The sequence below is a fragment of the Arcobacter sp. CECT 8985 genome, assembly GCF_004116495.1.
In the GTDB taxonomy this organism is placed as follows: domain Bacteria; phylum Campylobacterota; class Campylobacteria; order Campylobacterales; family Arcobacteraceae; genus Malaciobacter.
In genome coordinates this window covers 1-25,998 of sequence record NZ_PDKC01000009.1, presented here as the reverse complement: position 1 = coordinate 25,998, position 25,998 = coordinate 1, and the positions used below count along the sequence as shown (strand labels likewise).

Below are 25,998 nucleotides of genomic sequence, written 5' to 3'. Positions count from 1 at the left end.
ATTACAAAATGTAATAATTTATTTAGTATAAAATAAATTTTGGTATAATCGTTTTAAATAATGATTACAAAAGGATTTTTATGCAAGACGTAACTATTTGGCACAATCCAAGATGTGGAAAATCAAGAGACGCATTAAAAATGTTAGAAGAAAAAAATCTTGATATTAAAATTGTAAAATATTTGGAAGCTGTTCCAAATGAAAAAGAGATAAAAGAAGTTCTTCAAATGTTAGGAATACCAGCAAAAGAATTACTACGAACAAAAGAAGATATATATAAACAGCTAAATCTAAAAGATGTTGATAATGAAGAAGAAATTATAAAAGCTATGGTTGAACATCCAAAATTAATTGAAAGACCAATTGTTATAAAAGATGGAGATGCCGTAATTGCAAGACCAAAAGAAAATATTCAAAAGTTATTTATGTAATGCATGATAAACAATTAAGAATTAGATATATAAGAGTTCTAGAAAAGTTTTTTACAAGAACTCTTTGTTTATTAAAATTAGAAGATTTTGATAAAGAACTTTTTATTGAAAGAACTAAAAAAAACTTTGAAGATATGAATAGAGTAAAAGCTATTGACCTTCACTCTAACTACTTAATCGCACTAAAAGACTTTATTAATAAGACTATGCAATATATTAATAATCCTTCTGATACTTTTGAAGATGAAAAAGCAGTACTATTAAAAGATGCCAATTTACTTCAAAAAGAGAAAAATAAAAAAACATATAAAAAAGAGAAACATAGAAAATCAAAATTTAACGATGGATATTAATGGAAGAGGAACAAAAATTTAAATTATCAGGAGTGATAAAAAAAGTTTTTTACAAAAATGATGAGACTAAATTTATTTCAGCAGTATTAGAAAATAATCAAAGAATTTGTGGGGTATATTTTGATACTGATATTGATAAAATAGTTGGAGAAGAGATAGTCTTAACAGGTAATTGGACAACTCATAAAAAATATGGTGTGCAGTTTATTTTTGATACATTAGAAATAAAAGAAGCTGAACTATATTTTTTCTTGACAAAAATAGTAAAAGGTATAGGCCAAAAGTTTGCAAAAGAGTTGCTTGATAAATATACTGAAGAAGAATTAATTAAAATATTAAATGAAAATCCAGAAGAGTTACTTAACTTTAAAGGTATAAAAGAAAAAAAACTTAAAACAATTGTCTCTTCATGGCAAAAGTTTCAACATTTAAGAGAACTTGGAAGTTTTTTATCAAAGTATGGAGTTAGCTCAAATCTAATAACAAAAATCTACTCTAATTTTGGTGAAATTGAAGATCTAATAGAAAAAATAAAAAATAATCCCTATATTCTTATTAATATAAAAGGAATTGGTTTTAAAAAAGCTGATGAAATTGCAAAATCATTAGGAATTGATGAACGTTCGGAATTTAGAATAATGGCTTGTCTAAATTATACTTTAAGAGAGTTTTGTGATAACAATGGAAACTCTTCAATTGATAAGTATCATTTATATAGGCTTTTAGATGAATCTTTGAGATTTAATCAAGAAGATATGTTATATGAAAACTGTATTGTTCAAATGCTTGCAAATGAAGAATTATATACAACTAGTGAAAATAGGTTGGCAATATCAATGCTTTATAATGCAGAAAAAAATATTTTAGAATTTTTCCAAAGAAGAAAAGATGAACGATACTTAAAAAATATTGTTTCAAATATAGATGAATATTTGGATAAAAAAGAAGAATCTTTGGGTTTTAAATTAAGTGAAGAACAAAAAAAGGCAGTTGAACTTATAAATGAAGGTAAAAATACTTTATTTCTAATTGGTTATGCAGGAACTGGTAAATCAACATCTAGTAGGGCAATTTTAGAGTTATTAGAAGAGATTGTTGGTTATGATGATATTATTACTATTGCATTAAGTGGTATAGCAAGTCAAAGAATATCTGATACTACAGGGTATGAAAGTTCAACAATACAATCTTTACTAGTAAAACATAAAGACAAAGATTTTTTTCCATATAAAGTTATACTTTTAGATGAAGCTTCTATGGTAAACTCAGTTACTTTCTATCAAATTATAAAAAAAATTAGTGATGATTCAGTTTTTATTATAGTTGGTGATGATGGACAGTTACCTGCAATTGGAGCGGGGAATATACTTTCAGATGCCATAAAGTATGATTTAGCACCAATTTGCAAATTAACAAAAATTTATAGACAAAATGAGAATCAAGCAATTGCAGTTATTGCAAATGATATTAGACAAGGGCAAGTTCCTGAATATAAAGAAAACTATGAAGATTTTAAATTTATTGATGTATCAATTGATAATTATTATGCTTTAAAAAATTCAGTTTCTTCAAATGATTTTTCTTCTATGCGTCTTCAAAATTCAGATATGATATTATCAAATATTTTAAATATATCAGCTAGTTATATTGCTGAATTTTATAAACTAATAAAAGAAAAAAATATTTCAAATGCATTAATTCTTTTTCAGCTTATTACACCCATGAAAAATGGTATTTTAGGTGTTGAGAATTTGAATATGCAGCTTCAAAAACTTTTTAATAGCTCAAGGGAACAATCTTATAAAGCTAGATTATATGAGTATAAATTAAGTGATAAAGTCATTCATATTAAAAATGAAAATATGAAGTGTCAAACAATGCAAATGTACAAGTCAAACTCACAAGATTTTATGGAAAGAAGAGTCTTTAATGGACAATTAGGCTTGATTATTAAACTAAATTTTGATGATAGAAAATGTATAGTTTTATATCCAAATGATGATATGGTTGTTTTTTATGATTTTGACGATTTGAATTCACTTTTATCTTTAGCTTATTGTTTAACTATACATAAAACGCAAGGTATGGAGTACGATAATGCATTGATTCCCATGAGTTTTTCTCATTATATAATGCATAACACAAAGTTACTTTATACGGCTATTACAAGAGCAAAAAGAATGTGTTATATTGTGGGTGAAGATGATGCATTTAAAAGTGCTTGTAAGAGAATAGAAACTACAAAAAGAGAATCTGTTATAAATGATTTGATGCAAACTGCAATTTAACATTACTAAAAGCAACTTTTCTGTAATATATTTATAAAAATTTTTGAGGAATATATTATATGATAACTTGGATGCAAAGACATAAGAAATGGCTAGTAAGTACTATTTGGGTAAGTACAATAGCATTTGTTGGTGCTGGATTTGTAGGTTGGGGTAATTACAACTATGGTAAAAAAGGTGGAGCAGTTGCAGTTGTAGGAGATAGAGAAATTTCAATTAATGAATTTCAACGAGAGTATTCATCTTTATATGGACAGTATGCACAAATCTTTGGAAAAGAGTTTAATAAACAAATGGCTGAAAAGTTAAATCTAAAAGATTTAGCGTATAAAATGGCTATTCAAAAAAATCTTATTTTATCTTATGGTGATGAATTAGGTTTAACAGTTACAAATGAAGACATTGCTAAAGAATTATTAAAATACAAAGCGTTTATTAAAAATGGTAAATTTGATAAATCTACATATGAAAAAGTTTTATCAAGAAATGGAACAACAATTAAAGAGTTTGAAAATTCTTTAAAAAGAAATTTACTTTTAGAAAAGATTGAAAAACTATTTAAAATAACTCCTTCTCAATCAGAAGTTCATGCACTTAATCAATTACTATTTTTAAAAGATAATATTGATGTAAAAGTTCTAAGTATGAGTAATATTGAAGTTGCAAAAGATGAAGCTGCTATCAAAAAATATTGGGACAAAAATAAAGCAAACTATTTATCTGATACAAAATATGATATAAGTTATGCATTTGTGGATATTAAAAATAAACAATATTCACTTGATGAATTAAAAAAATATTATGAAAATTTCAAAAGTGATTTTAGAAAAGAAAATGATAAAATTAAAAGTTTTGAAGAAGCAAAAGATGATGTTATAAAAGCATTAGAGGTAAAAGATACAAAAACAGATGCTTTAAAAGAGTATTTAAAGTATAAAAAGAAAGAAAAACAATTTAAAGAAAAAATTGTTGTTGCGAAAAACAAATTACCATATGGTAAAAATAACTCAACTATTTTAAAATCAAAAGTTGGTAGTTTACAAAAACCATTTTTATATAATAATAAATATGTAATTGTAAAATTAAATGAAATTATTTCTCCAAAAGTATTATCTTTTGAAGAAGCAAAAGCTTCAGTTACTGAAGATTATATAAATAATCAAAAAAATATGAAATTAAAAGCACTATCTAAGAAAGAGTTAGCTAATTTTAATGGAAAGAATATTGGATGGGTTGATAGAAATTCTGATGCAAATATAGATGGTTTAGATTCTAGAGAAACTTCACAATTTTTAAATAAATTATTTTCAGAAGATACTAAAAAAGGTGAAGTTAATTTAGGTTCAAAAGTTGTACTTTATAAAATTAATGATTCTAAATTTGCAAAATATGATGAAAAAAGAGATAAAACAGTTAGAGAAACTCTTTCAAATTTACAAAATTCAGAGCTAATGGATAATTTAATAAAAAGACTTGAAAATCGATATGAAATTCAGTCATCATTAGACAAAAAGGAATAATAATTGAGTAATAAGACTCTTTTAGCCATAGATGTTGGTTCTACTAGTATTACTGCTGTTATTGCTAAAAATAATCCTGATGGAAAAATCAACATTCTAGGTACGGGAACAAGTAGAAGTGAAGGTATAAATAAAGGGTCAATTACAAATATCGAAGTGGCTTCAAAAGCTATAAAAAAAGCAGTAAGTATAGCAAGAGGAAGTACATCAGAAGTAATTGATTCTTCATCTATCTCTATTTCAGGTGCTTATACAAAAGGTTTAAGAAGTTTAGGTTCTGTAAATGTTCCAAATGGAATTATTACAGAAACTGAAATTAATCAAGTAATGCAAATGGCATTATATAATGCAACAATTATTCCAGAGTATGAAGTTGTACATGTATTGCCTATATTTTTTAAAGTTGATGATTCTAAAGATATAGAAAATCCTTTAAATATGAATGGTTCAAGACTTGAAGTTTCAGTATATATTGTAACTGCAAAAAGAACTGCATTAACTAATGTAAAATCAGCACTAAAAGCAGCAGGAATTGAGCTTACAAATTTTGTACTTGATGGATATGCTAGTGCAATTTCACTTTTAGATGAGCAACAAAATAAATTTGGTGCAACTGTTATAAATATAGGTGGAACTACTACAGAGTTCGTATCTTATAAAGGAAGTGCAGTTGTTTATAATGGATTTATACCTGTTGGTTCAAATCATATAACAAATGATTTGTCGGTTATGTTACATACACCACCAAATGCAGCAGAGACTTTAAAAATTAAATATGGTAATTTATTACAATTAAGTGAATCAGAAGAACTTAGTATAAAAAAAGTAAAAATACCAAGAATTGGAGATGAACAAAGTACGACAGAAGTATCTCTTGATCATATTCAAACAATTATACATGCTAGAATTGAAGAAATTTTAGTTTTAATAAAAAATAAATTAAAAAATAGTGGTATTCAAGAAAATATTGGTGCAGGGATTGTTATTACTGGTGGGATGAGCCAATTATCAGGAATAAAAGAACTTGCAATAAAAGTTTTTGATAATATTCCAGTAAAAATATCAAATCCAATTAATATTAAAAATGGATATATGAATTTTGATGATCCAACAATGTCAACAATTGTAGGATTACTATTTTATTCTTTATATGAAAATAGAACTTTTGAATTGGATTCAAATAAAAATCTAATGAAAAAGGCAGTAAAAAAAGAAGAATTATCAGCTGGTCAAACAGTTAATAAACAAACGGTAGTTAAGGAAGAAAAGGTAAGCGAAAGTGCTAACATAAAAGAGCCTTTAGAAAAAGAAGACACAACACGATTACCAACTCTTTCAAAAAAAGACAAAGGTAGAGGTATGTCTAGATTCTGGAGCAAAGTTTCGGAGTGGTTCTAATGGATAATTTATTTAATGTGGATGATATTACAGTGGAAATGCCTAATCAAACAATCGGAGAAAATATAGCTAAAATTTCAGTAATTGGTGTTGGAGGAGGTGGTTGTAATATGATTAACCACATGATCCAAGAAGGAACGCATAAGATTGATCTTATTGCAGCAAATACAGATTTGCAAGTTTTACATATATCAAAAGCTCCCAAAAAGATACAATTAGGTGTTAAACTAACAAAAGGTCTTGGTGCAGGAATGAAACCAGAAGTTGGTAGAGATTCTGCTGTTGAAAGTTATGAAGATATTAAAAATGCAATAAGTGGTGCAGATATTGTCTTTATTGCTGCTGGACTTGGTGGTGGTACAGGAACAGGTGCTGCTGCAATTATTGCAAAAGCTGCTAAAGAAGTTGGTGCATTAACAGTCTCTGTTGTTACAAAACCATTTACTTGGGAAGGTAAAAAAAGAGCAGGATTGGCTAATTTAGGTTTAGAAGAACTTAAAAAAGTTAGTGATTCAATTATTGTAGTTCCAAATGATAGATTGCTGGATATAATTGATGAAAATGTTGGTATGAAAGATGCTTTCAAAATTATTGATAATATTTTATATCAAGCAGTTAATGGAATGAGTGAGGTTATTTTAAACCCAGGTAACTCTGATATTAATACTGACTTTGCAGATGTTAAAACTATCATGCAACATAAGGGTATGGCTCTTATGGGAATAGGTAGAGCAAAAGGTGAAGATGCAGCAGTACATGCTTTAGAAGATGCTATTGAATCACCACTATTAGATAAAGTATCATTAAGTGGAGCAAAAGGTATTTTAATTCACTTTAATATACATCCTCAAGTTTCATTATTTGCAATTAATAATGTAATGGGCTCAATTCATGATAATATTGATTCAAATGCTGAAATAATATTTGGTACAACTTCAGATAGTACATTAGAAAAAGATGAAGTAAAAATTACTATTGTTGCAACTGGATTTGAGTCTAAAAATGAGTTTGATGAAGAGTCTAATGAAGATGATAATCAAGAAAAAAATCTGAAAGTATCATCTAATGATGAAAACTATTTAGATATTCCTCCATTGATGAGAGAGTATGTTGTTCAGTATCAATTATAAATGAAGAGTATTTTACTCTTCAAATATAACTACATCATAGGAACTTTTTTTAATTACTAAAGCTTTTGAGTTTGGAACTATTCCAAATCTATTAACTTCTTTTAATTTATTTTTATATTTTACTACGTCAGTTTCTAATTTTTCAATTTTTTCATTTAATCTTAAAATTAAATCAACTCCCGCTAAATTTATTCCTAATTCTCTTGTTAATGTAAGAACATATTTTATATGATCAATATCTTTTTGAGAGTAGAGTCTAATTTTTCCATTTGTTCTAGAAGGTTTTATTAAACCCTCTCTTTCATATTGTCTTAACGTTTGAGGATGTATATTAAGAATTTGTGCAACTGCTGATATTAAGTATACAGGTTCTTTATATGATGCATTTTCATTCATATTTTACTCCTCTGGTAATTTTTCTTTTAACATTTCAACTAAATTTTCATCTAAATCTTCAATTTTTGGAAGTTTTATATTTGCTTTTAGATGTAAATCACCTTTCTTACCAAGTTTTCTATTATATACCCCTAACTCTTTTACTCTAAATCTTTGATTCTCTTTTGTATTTTGTGGAACTTTTAGAGTAATAGTTTTATGAATTGTTTTTATTTCTATTTTTCCACCAAATAGTGCAGTTTTTAATGGGATATCAAATGTTTTAATTAAAGTATCTTCATCTCTTTGATACTCTGGACTTGGTGAAACATTTACTTTTATAATTAAATCACCTCTTTTAGAGCCCATAGATTTCCCTTTTCCTTTAGCTCTAATTTTTTGTCCATCTTTTATACCTTCTGGTATTTTGATATCAAATGATTCATTATTTAAAGAAATATGTTGTTTACCACCTAATACAGATACATCAAATGCAATTGTTATTTGTGCATTCATATCTAAATCAGGCTCATCATATCCTGCAAATCCACTTTGACTAAATCCACCTTGTCCAAAGGCACTTGAGAAACCAGACGCTCCTCCAAATCCACCTTGTTGTCCAAACATTTGTCTTAAAATCTCATCTAAGTCAATTCCTGAACCTGCTTGTCCCCTTGCAAAATCATGGAAATTTTGTCCACCAAACATAGAGTCACCAAATTGATCATATTGTTGTTTTTTCTCTGCATCACTAAGTACTTCATAAGCAGCATTTATCTCTTTAAATTTATCTTCTGCTTTTGGGTCTTTGTTTACATCTGGATGGTATTTTCTTGCAAGTTTTCTATATGCTTTTTTTATTTCATCTTTAGAAGCATGTTCATTTACTTCTAATGTTTCGTATAAACTTTTTGCCATTTTATTCACTCCATTTAACATAATTGTTTGTATTTATATATATTATATCAAAAAAGTTGAGTCAAAGTCAATCAACTATATGAAATATTTTAGCAGTGGTGACTCATATATGCTCAATTTATTTTAATATATAAATATTAAAGCTATATTTAACTATTAAGTGATATTTTTTGAATATTTTGGTATTAATATATATAATAAAAATTTTAGTAGGTTAAAGTATGTTTGATAAAGATACATGGACACAAGAAGAGTTATTTCGTAATAGATTAGAATTAAAAAAACAAGGTATTGAAGTTGTATTAGTTGATACGATATTAAAGCCATTGGATAATGAGAAAACAATTAAATATAACCCTTTTGAGATGAAAGAGTATAAAAAGGGTACAGTTTTTGTATTTTATTGTGATACAGGTAAGACAACAAATGAAAGATTACAATATTATAAAGATAAATTTCCAGATTATAAATGTATTAGCTTAAAAGGTGGTAGAGGTTATTGGCGACCATATTTTCAACTTTTAGAGGAATCAAATAATAATGAAACAATATGATTTTGTAGTTATTGGTGCAGGAATTGCAGGGTGTAGTGTTTGTCACTATTTAAATAAACATTCAAATAATGTTTTATTAATAGATAAACATAATGATATTTGTTCAGGTGCTAGTGGTGCTGCAGGAGCATTTTTATCTCCTTTACTAGGGAAAACAAATAATTTTAAAGATTTAGTTACTTCTGCACTTAGTTTTTCAATAAATTTTTATAAAAGTCTTGAAGGTGATTTATTAATAAATTGTGGTGTTAATAGAATTCCAAAAGATGAAAAAGATAAAGAAAAATTTGATTCATATAAAACTTTTATTGATTTTGAATATGAAAAATTAAATGATGGCTTCTTTTTCAAAATAGGTTCAATAATAAACCCTAAAAAAGTTACAAATAAAATGACTTTAAATACTAAAAAACTTTTAGGTTATGATGTAACAAAAATACAAAAACTTGAAGATAATAGTTGGCTTTTAAATGATGAAATTAAAGCAAAAAAACTTATTTTAACAATAGGTGTAAATGTAGACTTGATACAAGAACCTTATTTTAAAATAAGACCTGTATGGGGTCAGAAAATGGATGTTGAAACTTCAACATCAACAAAGATAAATTATCATAAACAATGTTCAATATCTACTGTATTATCTCAACAAAATGGTAAAAATATAGTATCCATTGGAGCAACACATCATCGTTTTGAAAATATGCAAATTGATAATGTAGATGAAATTGAAAAATTTTATACTCAAGATATAATAGATGATGATAGTAAAAAATTGTTAAATTTAGCAGAAGATATTATCAAATTAGAAGATACAAAAATAGTTGATATAAAAATTGCAGCAAGAGCTTGTAGTACAGATTATCTTCCAATTGTTGGAAAACTTGTTGATTCTAAAAAAACAGTAAAAGAATACCCTCACTTAATAAATGGAAGTTTTATAACTGATGATAAACTTATTTATCATGAAAATTTATATGTACTTAATGGAGTTGGCGGAAGAGGGTTTGTTTTATCTGCATATTTAGCAAATATGTTAGTTGACAATATATTTAATGGTGAGCAAATTGATAAAGAAATTTTACCTAATAGATTATTTAAAAGATGGGTTAAGAAGTCTAAATTAAATATCCATTAATATAAATAAGATAAAATCAAAAGAAAAAAATAGGATAGGAAAAAGATGTTAAAAAATATACTTAAAGTAGTTGTTTTAGGAGTTATTGCATTTGCAATTATAGTTTATGCTACTGCAGATAAACCGGATACAAATGTAAGTAAAGTAGATACTTCTTCTATTAAGTTATCAACGTTACCAGCAAGTTATGAAATTGTTGGAAAAGATGGAAAAGTTTCTAAAGATGAATTGTTTAAAGAAAATACAAAAACATTAGTTATTGTAGGAAATCATGACTCTTTATCTGTTGTTAAAGATTTACCAAAATTTTATGATTTACAAATTCCATATGTAATGGTAGCAAATATTTCTGCTGCTCCTTGGTTTGTTAAAAAAATGTTTATTCCTTCAAAATTAGAAGAGTTAAATAAAGGCAGTAATATTCCTATGATTTACGATTTTGATGGAGACATGGTTAAAGCTTTAGGTGTAACTGATAATGGTAAAACATCATATATAGCATATATTATTGATAAAAATGGAAATATATCTAAAGTAGCTAAAGGAAGTGTAAAAGAGGGTGCTTTAGATGGTAGTATGAGTGAAGAAGAGAAGAAAAAATCTCTTTTACCTCTTGTAAACTTTATAAAATAAAAAGGAATTTATTTCCTTTTTATACCTCTAACCAATTAAAAGCTTCTTGTTCATTATCAAAATTTTCTATTTCTCCTTGGATAAACCAAGAAACAATTTTTGAACTTACCTCAAGCCATTTTTTATTATTTATAATTGCAACTTTTTCAAACTCATTACCATGTTTAAAAGCAAGTTTAAAATCATCCCAAGCTGCTTGTATTTCCCAACCTTCAAATTCACTACAATCTATTAATGCTTTTATTCTTGGTTGTTTAATACCTTCTAAGGCATTGTCTATTAAAGGTATTATTGTTTCATAATCTTCATGTGTTAGTTTACCTTTTACTTTCATTGTAAGGAAAAAATCATTATTAATCTTTTGAAGTCCAATATCTATACCATGTTTATAAATACTCATAATAATACTCCTTTTATAAAAATTTATTATTATGATTATATCACTTTTGTTAAATAGTTGTAAATAAAAAAGGCAAAAGAGTATAAACTCTTTTGCCCTGATAGATTTTTTTGATAGTTAGAATTAAATTAAATAGAATCAATAATACTATTTAAAGTAGCTGATGGTCTCATTGCATTTGTAGTTTTTTCATCATTTGGTAAATAATATCCACCAATATCAGAAGGTTTACCATGATTTTCAACTAATTCAGCAATAATTTTTTCTTCATTAGCTTCTAAATCTTTTGCAACTTGTTCAAATTGTGCTTTTAGTTCAGAATCATCATTTTGTGAAGCTAATTCTTGAGCCCAATATAAAGTTAAGTAGAAGTGACTACCTCTATTGTCAATAGATCCTAGTTTTCTTGCTGGAGATTTGTCATTTTCTAAAAATGTTCCCGTTGCTTTATCTAATGTAGTAGCTAAAACTCTAGCTTTTTCATTATTTTGAGTATTTGCTAAGTGTTCAAATGAAGCAGATAATGCCATAAATTCACCTAGTGAATCCCATCTTAAATAAGACTCTTCAATAAATTGTTGAACATGTTTAGGCGCACTTCCACCTGCACCAGTTTCAAATAATCCTCCACCTTTCATTAATGGAACAATTGAAAGCATTTTAGCACTAGTTCCTAGCTCTAAAATTGGGAAAAGATCAGTATTATAATCTCTTAATACATTTCCTGTTACTGAGATAGTATCAAGTCCTTTTCTCATTCTTTCTAAAGATTTTTTTGTAGCATTAACAGGATCCATAATTGAAATATCAAGTCCAGATGTATCATGATCTTTTAAATATAAGTTTACTTTTTTAATAAGCTCTGCATCATGAGCTCTATTTTCATCTAACCAGAAAATTGCTGGAGTATTAGATAATCTTGCTCTATTAACTGCAAGTTTAACCCAATCTTTAATTGGTTCGTCTTTAGCTTGGCACATTCTGAAAATATCACCTTGATCTACATCTAAACTAAATACTGTTTCACCAGCTTTATTTGTAACAACTATTTTTCCATCTGCTTGTGCTTGGAAAGTTTTATCATGACTTCCATACTCTTCAGCTTTTTTAGCCATAAGTCCAACGTTTGGAACACTTCCCATAGTTTTTGGATCTAATGCACCATTTTCTTTACAATCTTCAATTACTGCTTGATATGTAGTTGCATAACATCTATCTGGAATCATTGCAATTGTATCTTCCTCTTTATTGTCTGCATTCCACATTTTACCACCACCTTTAATCATGGCTGGCATAGAAGCATCAATAATTACATCAGAAGGCACATGTAAGTTAGTAATTCCTTTATCTGAATTTACCATTGCAAGTCTTGGTTGTTTTTTATAAATTGCAGCAATATCAGCTTCAATTTCTGCTTTTTTATCAGCATCAACTTGATCAAGTTTTGAGTATAAATCACCTAAACCATTATTGAAGTTAACTCCTAATTCATCAAATAGTGCAGAGTGTTTTTCGATTAAATCTTTGAAAAATACTTTTACTGCAAATCCAAACATAATAGGATCTGATACTTTCATCATAGTTGCTTTAAGGTGAAGGGATAAAAGTGTATCTGTTTGTTTTGCTTCTTCAATTGTTTTAGAATAAAAATCTTGAAGTGCAATTGCACTCATTTTTGTTGCATCTACAACTTCTTTTGCTTCTAATTTTAATGAATCTTTTAATACTTTTTCTTCACCATTTTTACCAATAAAAGTGATTTTGAAATCATCTTCTTTATCTAATGTTGTAGAAACTTCAGAACCATAAAAATCACCACTATTCATATGAGATACTTTTGTTTTACTATCACTTTTCCATTCACCCATTCTATGAGGATTGTTTTTAGCATAGTTTTTAACAGCACTTGGTGCTCTTCTATCTGAGTTACCTTCTCTAAGAACAGGGTTAACAGCAGAACCAAGAATTTTGGCATATCTTGCAGTTATCTCTGCACTCTCGTCATAGTTAGGTACTTTATAACCTTTTTCTTGTAACTCTTTGATTGCTGCTTTTAATTGTGGAATTGATGCAGATATATTAGGTAATTTTACAATATTTGCATTTGGATCTTGCGTTAATTCTCCTAATTCAGCTAAATAATCAGTCATTTTTTGATCATCTGTTAAGTTTTCAGGAAAGTTAGCGATAATTCTACCAGCTAAAGAGATATCTTTTGATACCATTTCAATATTTGAACTTTTTGTAAAAGCTCTAACTATTGGTAAAAAAGAATAAGTAGCCAACGCTGGGGCTTCATCAACTTTAGTATAAATTATTTGAGATGTTTGTTTTGTCATATTTCTTCCTCAGGTTTTTGTTCAATTAATTTAGGTTAAATTAACCAAATTCAAATGTAACAGAATAATAACATTTGTTTAGTTTAGAGAGTTTAAAACTTTAGTACTAATCTATTATAATAAGTAGTTTGTTTCATAATTGCACATAAATTATTTTACATTATCCCAAAGTGATTTGATGGAAGTGCTTTTTTTAGTAGCACTTTTTTTAGGAAATACAGAAACTTCTTTTTTATGGGCTGTAGGAGTTGTTTTTTTTGTTGTTTCCTTTGTATTTTCTTGTGTTTTTTTTCTTCTTATTTTATTTAAATTTCTTTTAATTATTCTATTTTTTCTTATATTATTTAGATGTTTTTTATAGCTATTTGAAAAATCATGAAGACCTGTTTTTTCATTTTTTACGAAATATAAATAATCTGTTTTTGCTGGAAAAATTGCAGCTTTAATTGCATCAATACTAACTGCACAAACTGGACTTGATGGAAGTCCCGTTTTTTTATAAGTGTTATATGAACTATTATCTTCTCTAATTCTTTGGGCAGTTACTTTAACATGAGAATATTGCCCATAGTTTAATGTTCCATCCATTTGAAGTTTCATGCCTTTTTTTAATCTATTATGTATCACACTTGATACATATGACATTTCACTTTCATTTGCAGCTTCTTTTTGAATTACAGAGGCTAATGTAATATAGTAATACCATCTTTTTCTATTATAAGTACCAAATATTTTTTTAGAGATATCTTCATATTGTTTATTTGTATTAGAAAATAAATAGAAAAGTAAGTGATACTCTTTCATCCCATATGGAAGTGCATATGTATCTGCTAATATATTTCCATCTTCTTTATATGCATATTCATCATATATTTTTTGTAGTTCTTTTCTAGATAGATTCATTTTTTTTGCAATTTGATTTAAAAATATATATGAAGTTTCACCAGGAATTAAAGTTATATTTTTTAAAGCTGCTTTTGATGTAGTTAATTTATATAAAAAATCAGCTTTTGTAAGATAATTACTTTTTATATCAATCCATCCACTTTGAGGATAACCCAAAAATTTTAGATATATTTTATCTATAATTCCTAGCTCATAATCAGATTTATTTAAATATGTTATAATACTATTAGTACTACCTTTAGGTATAAATATTACATTAGTTGTACTTAAAGGAATAGTAATATAATAAAGTATAACTATTGAAAAGACAAGGATAAATTCAGTAATGTTAAAAAAAATAAAACTATTTTTTATAGCGCTTGTCTGTTTAGTTTTTACGTTTGTTTTTTTCTTATTTTCTGGCATAAAAATTGATTCAATCTCTTTTGGTGAAGTTTCAGTTTCGAAATTGTATATTAAATTAGATAAAAAGCTTATTGTAAATATAAAACAGCTAACTTTTAAACCAAAAAAGACTACAACAAATAACTCATTTGAAGATATGAAGGCAAATATAAAAAAATTTCCTACATTATTAAAATATTTTCAAAAGATCGATATAGAGAGTCTTAAGATTGCAGATAATGAATTTTCTATATATTATGATAAAAAATTCTTGTATCTTGATAACAAATATTTAAATTTATCAACAAAAGTAAATGTATATTCAAAAAGTATCTTTTTTAATCTTTATTCTTTATATTTAAAAGATGTAAATGTGCTTTTAAGAGGTGATTTTAAACTTAATCTTTTTAAAGAAGTAGCAACTTTTGTAGGGGATTACTCTTATAAAGATATTAATGGTAAATTCAATTTACAAGCAAATAAAAAATTTATAGATTTTTATGTAGATACAAATGAAATTAAAAATATTAAGTTTGTTAAAGATTTTGTTGATTTACCTAAAACTGCTGAAGAGTGGATGTATGATAATGTAACTGGAAATATGAAGTTAAAATATCTTTATGGAAAATTACAAACTTCAAATTTTAAACCACTTCTTAATGACTTTAAAGGACAAGCAGTAATTAAAAATGCAAAAATTAAATTTAATAAAAAAGCTAAGAGTGTAAAAACAAAGAAATTAACAGTTGATTATAAAGATAATAGATTATTTTTTAGTATGGATAAACCTGTTTATAATAATAGTACAAAAATATATGGAAGTAATGTAGTAATAAACCATCTTACAAGTGAAAAAAAAGGTGAAGTTGTAATCAATATAAAAACTAAAAGTGCACTAAATGATGATATTTTAGGTATTTTGAAATCTTATAAAATAAATTTGCCTTTAATACAAACTAATGGATTTACAAATTCAAAATTTAAGCTTGTTGTTCCTTATATGTTGAGTAGAGGGATGAAAACAACAGGTGATTTTATCGCTAATGATGCAACATTTAAACTACAAAATTTTAAATTTTTTACTAAAAAAGCAAATGTAGAATTAAAAGGTTCACATGTAATAATTAAAAATTCACATATTAAACATCAAGATATGATTGATGGGATATTAAATCTAAATATTAACACAAACAATTCGACTGCTAAGGGTGATGTATTTTTTAATAGAATTTTAATTAAAAATAATAAAAATGAAATAATTGATGCAAAAGATGTAAAAAGTAAGATTGAAGTCTCTTTTAAAGATGATACTAAATTAAACTTTGATGATTTAAAAACAAAATTAAACATCAATAAAAATGACATAACAATATCTTTGAATGATTTATCAAAAATATATACTTATTCAAAACTTTTAAAAAGTATTAATTTAGATAAAGGAAGTATAAACTTAAATGTTTTAGATGAAAATAATATTGATTTTAGTGCAAAAATTGAAAATCTTGATTTGCCTTTTTATAGAGATGAAAAACAAATAAAAGTATTTAATATAAGTGGTGCAATAAATAATGGAGATTTAATTTTAGTATCACAAGATAAGAGTATAAAAGCAATTTATAATAAAGGTAAGAATCTTGATTTATATTTAAATGGAATTGATTTATACATAAAAGACTCAAATTCAACTAAAAAATCTTTAGTTTCTGATAATTTGAATTTATATTTAAAAAATACAAATATAAAAATTGATGATTTTTCATTTTTATCAAAAGATGTAAAAATTAGTTTATTAAAAAATATAGTTAAATTTAAAGGGGTGTTCTCTAATTTAGATTTACCTTTATTACAAAAAGGTAAGAAAGTAGATCAATTAGATGTAATAGGAGAGTATGATACAAAAAAAGATATTTTGAATTTAAATACAAAAGATAAAAAATTATCAATAAATTTAAAAAATAGAGATGATTTAAAATTAAATGTAGATTCATATGATTTAGTTTATGATACTTCTAAAGAAAAAGAGAATGACTTAAAAAGTTTTAGTATTAACGCAAAAAATTCTAATATACTAATAAATAACAAATATAAAGTATTAGCAAAAACTTATAAATTAAATATTATTGGGAAAAAGCAGAATCTTATTTTAAAAAATAAAGACATTTTTGTTTCATATATAAAAGATAATAATGGAAATATAGAGTTAAAAGCAAATAACTTATCAGACAAATTTGTAAATAGTGCATTAAATAAAAATTTGATTTCTGGTGGGAAAATAATGATTATTGCCAAAGGAAAGAGTGATAGAATTAAAGGGAAAGTTATTTTAAGTGAAACAAATGTTAAAAACCTTACAGTTTTGACTAATTTAATCACTTTAATTAATACTTCACCTGCATTAATAAATCCTCTTTTAGCAATTCCTTCAATCGCTTCTATGGCAACAACAAAAGGGTTTACATTTTCAGGTTATAAAGTAAATGATGGATTTATTGATTTTATATATGATTTGGATAGTGATTTTTTAGATATGACCAAAATAGTAACTGTAGGAAATGGTATTGATTTTGATGGAAATTTAAAGATGGATTTTAATACTTCATTAATAGATGGGAATTTAGATCTTAGTTTCTTTAAAGGATATTCAAAAGTAGTTGGAGCAGTTCCTGTATTAAACTATATTATTTTAGGTGATGAGAAGAAAGTAGAAACAAAAGTAGAAATTAGTGGAACAATTAATAATCCTAAAATAAAATCAAATGTAGCAGAAGACTCTTTAAATGCACCAGTAAATGTAATTAAAAGAATATTTACTTCACCATTTAAAATATTTGAATAGTTAGAGTTTCTAACTATTCATTTCTTAATACATCAATAACATCAATATTAGTAGCTTTTTTTGCAGGGTAATAAGATGATAAAATTACAATTACAACTGCGCCTACAATAATAGAAATTAAATCAGTTGTTGCCAAATCAATTGGAAGTTTTGAAGTACCATAAACATCAGCTGGTAACGAGATGATATCAAAAGTATCTAATAACCACATTCCAAATAAGCCAAGAGCAGTTCCTGTTAAAATTCCAGAAAAACCAATAGCAATGCCAAGTCTTAAAAATATTGCTTTAATCTCTTTTGAACTAGCTCCTAAAGATAAAAGTAGGGCAATCTCTTTTCTTCTACTCATAACTGTCATTAATAGTGAAGAGATAATATTTAGTGAAGCAACTAAAATTATTAGCATTAATACAATAAATAGTGCTTTTTTCTCCATTTTCATTGCAGAAAAAAAGTTTCCATTTTGTTGCCACCAACCAATTAGTCCAACACCATCACTTTTTAAATCTTCTCTTAAAACTTTAATATCGTTAAAAGCATCATTTGAATAAACATGAATACCATCAAAACTGTTTTTATCTTTTCTAAGAACAGTTTGCAAAGCTTCTATAGAAGTATAAATATAAGCTTTATCATAAGCATGAAGTCCAGATCGAAAAGATGCCTCATATTTAAATCTTTTCATTTTTGGCATCATTGAAAATCCATTTGGATTTAATGAAGTGAAATATAATGTTGCTTTTTCATCTTTAAAAAGCATTAATTCATCACTAATTCCTTCTCCTACAACAATATCATATTTTTTAAGTTTTAGTCCATGTGTTGCTTTTTTGTAAATTGAATTAATAGATGCTTCTCTTTTTTGGTCTACTCCAAAAATTACAGCACCACCCATTTTATCACCACTTTGAACAATAGCTTGTGATGTTAAATATGGTGAAAATTTTAATTTTGGATATTTTTTCTCAAGTTTATGAAGTAGTTGCTTATTTACACTATTTTTATATCTAGGATAGATTGATAATGGGTAATTCATCGTAAAAAGTTTACTTTCAAACTCTTTTGCTGTTCCATTCATTATTGCCATTGAAATGATAAGAACCATAACACCAATAGCTACACCAATAAATGCCAAAATGGCACTTACTGATATAAAAGGGTTTTTTTTGTCAAATCTTAAATATTTTTTGACAATAAAGTTTACTAATTTCTTATTCAAACTAGTTTCCCGCCATTAAACCTCTTTTAGGTCCACTTTTCCCACAACAATTTTTGTATTTTTTTCCAGAACCACAAGGACAAGGTTCATTTCTTGCTATTCTTTTTTCTTTTTTTGAGATTGAAGCTTCAATCTCTTCAAAGTTTGTTTGAAGATTTTCATTTGCTTCTTCCATTTGAGCTCTCATTCTTTCAAGTGCTTCTTGTTCATGTTGTTCATCTTCTTTACTTTGAAGTTGAATTGTAAATAGAATTTTTATAATTTCATTTTTAATAGAGTTAATAAGTTCAATAAACATATTATAAGATTCTTTTTTATATTCAACTAATGGATCTTTTTGGTTGTACCCTCTAAGTCCAATACCTGTTTTAAGAGTATCCATAGAGTATAAGTGTTCTCTCCATGCATTATCTAAAATTTGTAAGTATAAAATTCTTTCTATTTCATTTCTTTGATCAGGTGCTGCAATGCTCATTTTGTTTGCATATACTTCTTTTAAGATATTAGTAATTTTGTCTTCTAATTCTTCATAGTTTGAAGCTTCAATATCTTTTTTCTCAACTATTAAGTTTATCTCTTCTTGAAGTTTTGCAATAAGCAATTCATAGTTATAATCTTCTGATGCCATACCATCAATAATCTCACACTCATTAAGTAAGTTTTGAACATACTCTCTTTTATTTTCTTCAAGTTTTGAACTTATATCAAATTCTGGATTTAAAAGGTCATTTCTAAAGCTATAAATTACTTTTCTTTGTTCATTTGCAACATCATCATATTCAAGTAAGTGTTTTCTACTTTCAAAGTGCATAGACTCAACTTTTTTCTGTGCATTTTCAACGGCTCTTGTAACCATCTTAGACTCAATATGTTCACCTTCTTCAATACCAAGTCTATTCATAATATTTTTGATTTTATCACTACCAAAAATTCTTAATAAATTATCTTCTAATGATAAATAAAATTGAGACTCACCTTTGTCTCCTTGTCTACCACTTCTACCTCTTAACTGATTATCAATTCTTCTTGACTCATGTCTTTCAGTACCAATTATAGCTAATCCACCTAATTCAAGTGTTTCTTTATTAAGTTTAATATCAACTCCCCGTCCTGCCATATTAGTAGCAATTGTAACGGCACCTTTTTCACCTGCTCTTTCAATAATTTTACCTTCTTTTTCATGCTGTTTTGCATTTAATACTGTATGAGGTATTTTTTCTTTAGTTAATAAGCTGTGTAAAAGTTCAGATCTTTCAATTGAAGCTGTACCTACAAGTACTGGTTGACCTTTTTGATTAAGTTCTTTAATCTTTGCACAAACTGCATTGAACTTCTCTCTTTCACTTTTATAGATTAAATCATTTTTATCTATTCTTTGAACTGGTACATTTGTAGGAATAGATACAACATCTAATTTATAAATCTCTGCAAATTCAGTTGCTTCTGTTTGTGCTGTACCTGTCATACCTGCAAGTTTGTCATACATTCTAAAATAATTTTGGAAAGTAACATCTGCTAACGTTTGTGATTCTTCTTGAATTGATACATTCTCTTTTGCTTCAAGAGCTTGGTGTAATCCATCACTAAATCTTCTTCCTTCACTAAGTCTTCCTGTAAATTCATCAACAATAATAACTTCATTTTCTTTTACAACATAATCAACATCTTTTTCAAAGATATAGTTTGCTTTTAAAGCTTGGTCAAGATTGTGTGAAAGCATAGCATTTTCTAGTGAATACATATTGTCCACTTCAAAAAGTTTTTCTGCTTTTGCAATACCTTGTTCTGTAATTAAAATGGTTTTGTTTTTTTCATCTACTGTAAAATCACCAGTAGAGTATGGTTTTTCATCTGCAGATTTTGGCTCAATTAATTCACCTTTTTCAAGTTGTAATGCAATCTCATTTGCTTTTACATAATTTGAATTTTTGTGATTTGTAGGTCCTGAAATAATTAGAGGAGTTCTTGCTTCATCAATAAGAATTGAGTCAACTTCATCAACAATAACAAAGTTATAGTCTCTTTGAACTTTCTCTTCAATATCAAGTGACATATTTGATCTTAAGTAGTCAAATGCAAATTCATTGTTTGTACCATAAGTAATATCGCAGTTGTATTGTTCTTTTCTCTCTGCTTCATCTTTAAGATCACCTAAAATAATACCAACACTTAGACCAAAAAAGTTGTATAGTGCTTCTAATTCAGATGCATCTCTTTGCGCAAGGTAGTCATTTACCGTAACAACATGCACACCTTTACCTGTAATTGCATTTAAAATAACTGGTAGTGTAGCAACTAAAGTTTTACCTTCACCAGTTTTCATTTCCGCAATTCTTCCTTCATGCAAAACCATCCCACCGATTAGCTGTACATCATGGTGCCTCATCCCCAATACTCTTTTACTTGCTTCTCTTGTAAGTGCAAAAGAGTCATTTAAAACATCATCTAATTTTTTTTCTTCATTTAGTACTGATTGTTTAAGTGATTCAAAACTACTTTGTAATTGTTCATCAGTAAGTTCTTTATATTTACTTTCAAGGGCTGTAATGGCATTTGCTCGTTTTTTATATTTTTTAACTTCTCTATCGTTTTTATTACCAAATATCATTGCAAATACGTTTAACATAAAATAAATTCCTTTTTGTTATAATCACATAGATTATATACAAAGTAAGGTTAAAATATGTTTTATAAAATTATCATTTTTTTAGGAATATTTTTTATATCATTTGCAAATGCAAATATTTTTAAAAATATAAATAGTTTCCAAGCAGATTTTGTTCAACTCATCAAAAACAGCTCAAACAAAAATATTGAATATAAAGGTCAAGTTTTTATAAAAAATGATGGGAAAGTTTTGTGGAGATATAAATCTCCTATTATTAAAAATGTTTATATTAATAAAAACTTCGCAATAGTTGATGAGCCAGAGTTAGAACAAGCTATATTTACATCACTTGATAAAAAAATAGATATAGTAAAGTTACTTAATAGTGCAAAAAAAGTAGGACAAAATAAATATAGTGCAAAACTTTATAATGTAGATTATGAAATAGTTGTAAAAGACAAAAAAATATCTGAGATTTTATATAAAGATGAATTAGAAAATAAAATTACAATAAAATTCTCTAATATTAAACAAAATATCAGTTTAGATGATAAAATTTTTAAATTTACTGCGCCAAATTATTATGACATTATAAGAAAATAAAGAAAAAAAGGGTACTATTTCAAAATTATTAGGTACAGCAGACGGTAGCTTCAATAAGAGGAAAGTCCGAGCTGCAGTGAAGTATGGTTCCATTTAACGAATGGCTAGAGTAATCTAAGGGATAGTGCAACAGAAATTAAACCGCCCATTTTGGGTAAGGGTGAAACGGCGAGGTAAGAGCTCACCAGACTTTTGAGTAATCTTAAGTGCTTTGTAAACCCAACCTGCAGCAAGAAGAGCATGGTATTAACTTCACAATTTCGCTCTTTGCTAGAGTACTAGAGTAATCTAAGTAAGTAGATAAATTATCGTCATGAACAAAACTCGGCTTATGTGGTGCCTAATAATATTTAATTAAATACTTTATTATAAAAAGAGATATAAGGATAACTTCCTTCTAATCCTTTTACTTCTTCAAAAACTTTACTTCTTATATCTAGACATAACTGTTTTCTATTTTTTGATGGATTTGCATTATGCAATCCTATGCAAAGTGCATAAGCATCTGCTAAAGACTGTATTTGCATCTTTTTTTGTTGGTAAGTGTATAACTCTTGTTTTACTTTATATGAAAAAAACTCCACAAAAACAAAAGCAAGTGCAAAACCAATGGTTGCTGAAATGATTGATATTTTTAAATATTTTTTTAACATAGTGTAATAATACAAAATTTTTTCAAATATTAAAATTAAGTTAGATATTTATATAAATAAGATATGATTTTTTCTTAGAATAATTTTTAAGAAGTGATTATGTCAAAGATATTTTATTATAGTTTTTTTACCATTTTAGTTGTTTTATTCTCTGGATGTACTTATAAAGATAGTAGTGCTAAAGTTGTGAAAAATAAAAATAGTTTTGTTGTTTCAAAAAGATATTGTGTGAAAAGCAGTGTACTTTTATATTATTCAAAAAAGCAAATAAATAAAATGTTTGATAATGAAGCAAAAAAAGATGCTTTATTTCTATTTTTAGAGGAAAATAGTCCTTCTCATGATTCTTATGAAGAGTTTTTTAATTCAAATATGATAAATATAGATAAAAAAAGAACTTATTTTACAGATGATTTAGATAACTATTGTTATGAGTTTGAAGCTGTTGTTTCAAATCCTGAGAAATTTTTTAATGATATGAATTTAGAAAACTATTCACAAGAAAATGGTAATCATTAAATTTTTAAATCTCTATATTTTTTAAGTTGTTTTATAAACTCAATTCTAGATAAAAGTGTAGCACCTAAATCAAACTTATACTTCATATATGGATGTCCTAAATTCCAGATTTTATAGCCATTATTTAGAAGATATTTGCCTAATAATACAAGTTGCAGTTTTCCATAATTATTATACTTTTTTTCTTTTCTATAAAAGCCACTTAAACTTGTGTAAATTGCACCTATTTTATATCCTATTTCTGCTGCTACTATTTGATTTGTAGTTTTGTCTATTATTTCGCTTGAAAATATCTCAAAACCTAAATTATTGGGATAATTTTGTAAGTTTAGAAGTGTCTGTTTGTATTCATCTTTTATCCATGAGTCTTTATGATATTGTTCTATTAAATCTAGTGTTTGTTTTATATTTTTATTTATTCTAAAACTGTATGAGTTATCATTTAGAAGTTTTTTTACTTTTTTTGAGATATGTAAGTTTTCAAAATATAAAACTGCATAATCAAACTGCATCTCTGGAAGAATCACAAAGTATCCTTCCTCTTCATATGAAACACTTATAAAACCTTCATATGCAGCTTTGATATAAAACTCATTTGAAAAATCATCACTATAATAGTAGTTTTCTTTTTTATTGTTATAAATATATTCTAAAACAAGATTATCTTCAAGTGATTGTTTATCTATATATTTAATAATTTTTAATCCTTTAAATCAATTGATTTTTTACAAAATCTTGGTAATGACCTTCTTCTTGTTCTAATTGATTGTGTGTACCTTCTTGTACTAACTCTCCATCATTTAAAACATATATTTTATGGGCATTTTTTACTGTACTTAATCTATGGGCAATAGTTATTACTGTTTTATCTTTTAGTATTGGCTCTAGTGCTTCAAAAAGTTTTACTTCAGTATGTACATCAAGTGCAGAGGTTGACTCATCAAAGATTACTACTTTTGGATTTGCTATTATCATTCTTGCAATTGAGAGTCTTTGTCTTTGTCCTCCACTTAGCCTTATACCGTGTCTTCCTACAATTGTATCAAGTTTTTTTGGCATTTTAGATATGGTTTCTTGTAATTGTGCAATTTCTAAGGCTTTATAAATTTCATCATCTTTTATATTGTCATTTCCCATTGTTATATTAAATCTTAGGCTATTATTAAATAAAATTGGCATTTGTAGTACAAGAAAGATAGAGTTTCTTAGTGAACTTTTTTCAATCTCCTCAACTTTTATATTGTTGTATAAAAGTTCACCTTTATATTTGTTATAAAAACTTGAAATAACTTGTGCTAGTGTTGTTTTCCCACTTCCACTTGCTCCAATTAGTGCTACTTTATCTTTATGATTTATTTGTAAAGAGATATTTTTTAGAATATCTTTATCTTCGTTGTATTTAAAGTATAGATCTTTCAATTCTATGTTTAGATAATTTTCTTCTATTTTTTTATCTCCACTATTTTCTGTTTTTAATTCTAGTATTTTATTTATTCTTTCAAGTGCAGTTTTTGCTTGTGCATATGAGTATTGTAAAGATAATATATCTTGAACAGGCGTCATTATAAACCAAATATATCCAAACATTGCAAACATCATACCAATACTTAAATCACTATAAGCAACCATCAAAAGTCCAGATGCTCTTAAAATCTCAAAAGATGCAAGAAAAATAGTAAAAGAAAATCTTTCATATGCAATACTTTTATAATTGAATTCATTTGATGTATCTTTTACACTTTGTGCTTTTTTTATACTTTCATCAAAAAAATCTTTTTCTTTATTACTTGCTTTTATTTGTCCAAAAAGTTCAAGTACTTCTCCAACATTTTCTTGAAAGTTTGCTATTGCATTGTTTTCTTCTTTTTTTAGTGAACCTACACTTCTTGCTATTTTTTTAGATAGAAAAATTATTATTGGTTGAATGATAAGAATCATTAAACCTAAAACGGGATGAATTGCAATAAGTACAAATGAAACAGCAAGTAAAGTTAAAGTTGAAGATACAAGTTTACTAGCTCCTGTTATTATAAATCCATCAAGAGTATTTACATCTGTTATTAAATTTGCAGAAATTGAGCCACTTCCTATTGTCTCATATTCATTCATAGATACTATTTTTAGATGATTTAGAAGTTTTTCTCTAATTTTAAAAGTTATATATTTTGCAATAGAAGTAAATATTTTAGTAGTAATTGCACTAAATAAAAAGTGTATAAATCTTAAAAATATAACACTAATTGTAACAATAGCAATATAATAAAAAGCACTTCCACCTCCAAATAAATTATTTATATTATTTACAAAGAAATTGGGTTTATGAAGTAATACTTCATCTACTAAAGCTGGTAACATCAAGGGAATTGGTACACTTATTAAAATAGCAATAACTGTAAAGATTTGACCTAAAATTAATTGCTTCTTTTTACGTAGTAGTAAATTCCAAATATATTTTATAGATATTTTTTTTGTCATTTGATTCCTGAAATTTTATTGTATTTATATAGAAGTTTTACAATAAAAATATTAAGTTTAGTCTTAATTAATATATTCATAATATTATTTTATATAACATAAGAAGTTATTTTAGGAGGATTTATGACTAAAAAATTATCTAAAACTATATTAAATCTAGTTTTATTTGTTTCTTTATTTTCTATAATTATTATGAAAGTTTTTGATTTGTCTTTTGAATATAATGAATACCAAAATAATAAAAAACTCATAAAAGAGAAATTTTTACAACAAGAGAAAAAAAATTTAAAACTTGAAGTTAATAAAGCTATATCATTGATC

23 protein-coding genes and 1 other RNA gene are annotated in these 25,998 nt (G+C 26.3%); 14 read left to right on the top strand and 10 right to left on the bottom strand.

What is annotated here, in order from left to right; genetic code table 11:
• The first annotated feature begins 80 nt into the window (after positions 1 to 80).
• The 6 genes from arsC to ftsZ are packed head-to-tail and all read left to right on the top strand — an operon-like array spanning position 81 to position 7,120.
• On the top strand, positions 81 to 431 hold the full coding sequence (gene arsC, locus CRU93_RS05625; protein WP_129103209.1) for an arsenate reductase (glutaredoxin): 351 nt from the start codon (positions 81 to 83) through the stop codon (positions 429 to 431).
• Positions 431 to 784 carry a hypothetical protein gene (locus CRU93_RS05620; protein WP_129103208.1) on the top strand — a complete coding sequence of 118 codons (354 nt, stop codon included), beginning with the start codon at positions 431 to 433 and terminating at the stop codon, positions 782 to 784. Before arsC ends, CRU93_RS05620 begins: the two co-directional genes overlap by 1 nt.
• Positions 784 to 3,072: an AAA family ATPase gene (locus CRU93_RS05615; protein ID WP_129103207.1), complete on the top strand. Its 2,289-nt coding sequence runs from the start codon at positions 784 to 786 to the stop codon at positions 3,070 to 3,072. The genes CRU93_RS05620 and CRU93_RS05615 overlap by 1 nt, the downstream gene beginning before the upstream one ends.
• A 59-nt stretch (positions 3,073 to 3,131) precedes the next feature.
• Positions 3,132 to 4,592: a peptidylprolyl isomerase gene (locus CRU93_RS05610; protein ID WP_129103206.1), complete on the top strand. Its 1,461-nt coding sequence runs from the start codon at positions 3,132 to 3,134 to the stop codon at positions 4,590 to 4,592.
• A gap of 3 nt (positions 4,593 to 4,595) precedes the next feature.
• Positions 4,596 to 5,990, top strand: coding sequence for a cell division protein FtsA (gene ftsA / locus CRU93_RS05605; RefSeq protein ID WP_129103205.1), 1,395 nt, complete (start codon positions 4,596 to 4,598; stop codon positions 5,988 to 5,990).
• Positions 5,990 to 7,120: a cell division protein FtsZ gene (gene ftsZ / locus CRU93_RS05600; protein ID WP_129103204.1), complete on the top strand. Its 1,131-nt coding sequence runs from the start codon at positions 5,990 to 5,992 to the stop codon at positions 7,118 to 7,120. Before ftsA ends, ftsZ begins: the two co-directional genes overlap by 1 nt.
• Before the next feature lie 12 nt (positions 7,121 to 7,132).
• On the opposite strand, the gene CRU93_RS05595 is transcribed toward ftsZ, so the two are convergent.
• Together CRU93_RS05595 and CRU93_RS05590 are read right to left on the bottom strand one after the other, a co-directional pair.
• Entirely contained in the window at positions 7,133 to 7,516 is a 384-nt protein-coding gene (locus CRU93_RS05595; protein WP_129103203.1) for a heat shock protein transcriptional repressor HspR, read from the bottom strand.
• A 3-nt stretch (positions 7,517 to 7,519) separates the two neighbouring features.
• Positions 7,520 to 8,413, bottom strand: coding sequence for a DnaJ C-terminal domain-containing protein (locus tag CRU93_RS05590; protein WP_129103202.1), 894 nt, complete (start codon positions 8,411 to 8,413; stop codon positions 7,520 to 7,522).
• Positions 8,414 to 8,634: 221 nt separating this feature from the next.
• Here CRU93_RS05590 and CRU93_RS05585 point away from each other — a divergent pair, with 221 nt between their 5' ends.
• The 3 genes from CRU93_RS05585 to CRU93_RS05575 are packed head-to-tail and all read left to right on the top strand — an operon-like array spanning position 8,635 to position 10,735.
• Entirely contained in the window at positions 8,635 to 8,967 is a 333-nt protein-coding gene (locus CRU93_RS05585; protein ID WP_129103201.1) for a hypothetical protein, read from the top strand.
• Positions 8,954 to 10,102, top strand: a complete 1,149-nt coding sequence (locus CRU93_RS05580; RefSeq protein WP_129103200.1) for an FAD-dependent oxidoreductase — start codon at positions 8,954 to 8,956, stop codon at positions 10,100 to 10,102. The genes CRU93_RS05585 and CRU93_RS05580 overlap by 14 nt, the downstream gene beginning before the upstream one ends.
• A 45-nt stretch (positions 10,103 to 10,147) precedes the next feature.
• Entirely contained in the window at positions 10,148 to 10,735 is a 588-nt protein-coding gene (locus CRU93_RS05575) for a hypothetical protein (protein WP_129103199.1), read from the top strand.
• Between the two features lie 19 nt (positions 10,736 to 10,754).
• Here CRU93_RS05575 and CRU93_RS05570 read toward each other — a convergent pair whose 3' ends face one another.
• From CRU93_RS05570 to mltG, 3 genes are all read right to left on the bottom strand, one after another.
• The gene (locus CRU93_RS05570; protein WP_129103198.1) at positions 10,755 to 11,135 is read right to left on the bottom strand and encodes an STAS/SEC14 domain-containing protein; all 381 of its coding nucleotides are present in this window, start codon (positions 11,133 to 11,135) and stop codon (positions 10,755 to 10,757) included.
• Positions 11,136 to 11,263: 128 nt separating this feature from the next.
• Positions 11,264 to 13,474 carry an NADP-dependent isocitrate dehydrogenase gene (locus tag CRU93_RS05565; protein WP_129103197.1) on the bottom strand — a complete coding sequence of 737 codons (2,211 nt, stop codon included), beginning with the start codon at positions 13,472 to 13,474 and terminating at the stop codon, positions 11,264 to 11,266.
• 150 nt (positions 13,475 to 13,624) lie between these two features.
• The gene (gene mltG / locus CRU93_RS05560) at positions 13,625 to 14,785 is read right to left on the bottom strand and encodes an endolytic transglycosylase MltG (protein ID WP_129103196.1); all 1,161 of its coding nucleotides are present in this window, start codon (positions 14,783 to 14,785) and stop codon (positions 13,625 to 13,627) included.
• Between mltG and CRU93_RS05555 the strand changes: the two genes are divergently transcribed.
• Positions 14,706 to 17,600, top strand: a complete 2,895-nt coding sequence (locus CRU93_RS05555) for an AsmA-like C-terminal domain-containing protein (protein WP_129103195.1) — start codon at positions 14,706 to 14,708, stop codon at positions 17,598 to 17,600. The two genes, mltG and CRU93_RS05555, sit on opposite strands and share 80 nt — an antisense overlap.
• Before the next feature lie 13 nt (positions 17,601 to 17,613).
• On the opposite strand, the gene CRU93_RS05550 is transcribed toward CRU93_RS05555, so the two are convergent.
• Both CRU93_RS05550 and secA read right to left on the bottom strand, forming a co-directional pair.
• Positions 17,614 to 18,819: an ABC transporter permease gene (locus CRU93_RS05550; RefSeq protein ID WP_129103194.1), complete on the bottom strand. Its 1,206-nt coding sequence runs from the start codon at positions 18,817 to 18,819 to the stop codon at positions 17,614 to 17,616.
• A 1-nt stretch (position 18,820) separates the two neighbouring features.
• The gene (secA, locus tag CRU93_RS05545) at positions 18,821 to 21,445 is read right to left on the bottom strand and encodes a preprotein translocase subunit SecA (RefSeq protein WP_129103193.1); all 2,625 of its coding nucleotides are present in this window, start codon (positions 21,443 to 21,445) and stop codon (positions 18,821 to 18,823) included.
• Between the two features lie 57 nt (positions 21,446 to 21,502).
• Between secA and lolA the strand changes: the two genes are divergently transcribed.
• A complete protein-coding gene (gene lolA / locus CRU93_RS05540; protein ID WP_129103192.1) occupies positions 21,503 to 22,030 on the top strand; it encodes a LolA-like outer membrane lipoprotein chaperone in 528 nt (175 codons plus the stop codon).
• Between the two features lie 29 nt (positions 22,031 to 22,059).
• Positions 22,060 to 22,377, top strand: an RNA gene (gene rnpB / locus CRU93_RS05535) — RNase P RNA component class A.
• 3 nt (positions 22,378 to 22,380) lie between these two features.
• On the opposite strand, the gene CRU93_RS05530 is transcribed toward rnpB, so the two are convergent.
• On the bottom strand, positions 22,381 to 22,683 hold the full coding sequence (locus CRU93_RS05530; RefSeq protein ID WP_099341392.1) for a hypothetical protein: 303 nt from the start codon (positions 22,681 to 22,683) through the stop codon (positions 22,381 to 22,383).
• A 99-nt stretch (positions 22,684 to 22,782) separates the two neighbouring features.
• On the opposite strand from CRU93_RS05530, the gene CRU93_RS05525 reads away from it, so the two are divergent.
• On the top strand, positions 22,783 to 23,202 hold the full coding sequence (locus CRU93_RS05525) for a hypothetical protein (protein WP_129103191.1): 420 nt from the start codon (positions 22,783 to 22,785) through the stop codon (positions 23,200 to 23,202).
• Here the strand turns inward: CRU93_RS05525 and CRU93_RS05520 are convergent.
• Together CRU93_RS05520 and CRU93_RS05515 are read right to left on the bottom strand one after the other, a co-directional pair.
• A complete protein-coding gene (locus CRU93_RS05520) occupies positions 23,199 to 23,729 on the bottom strand; it encodes a hypothetical protein (RefSeq protein WP_375153643.1) in 531 nt (176 codons plus the stop codon). The two genes, CRU93_RS05525 and CRU93_RS05520, sit on opposite strands and share 4 nt — an antisense overlap.
• A gap of 181 nt (positions 23,730 to 23,910) precedes the next feature.
• Positions 23,911 to 25,677: an ABC transporter ATP-binding protein gene (locus CRU93_RS05515; protein WP_129103189.1), complete on the bottom strand. Its 1,767-nt coding sequence runs from the start codon at positions 25,675 to 25,677 to the stop codon at positions 23,911 to 23,913.
• Between the two features lie 123 nt (positions 25,678 to 25,800).
• Here CRU93_RS05515 and CRU93_RS05510 point away from each other — a divergent pair.
• The coding region (locus CRU93_RS05510; RefSeq protein ID WP_258238844.1) for a hypothetical protein at positions 25,801 to 25,998 on the top strand (198 nt) is incomplete at its 3' end.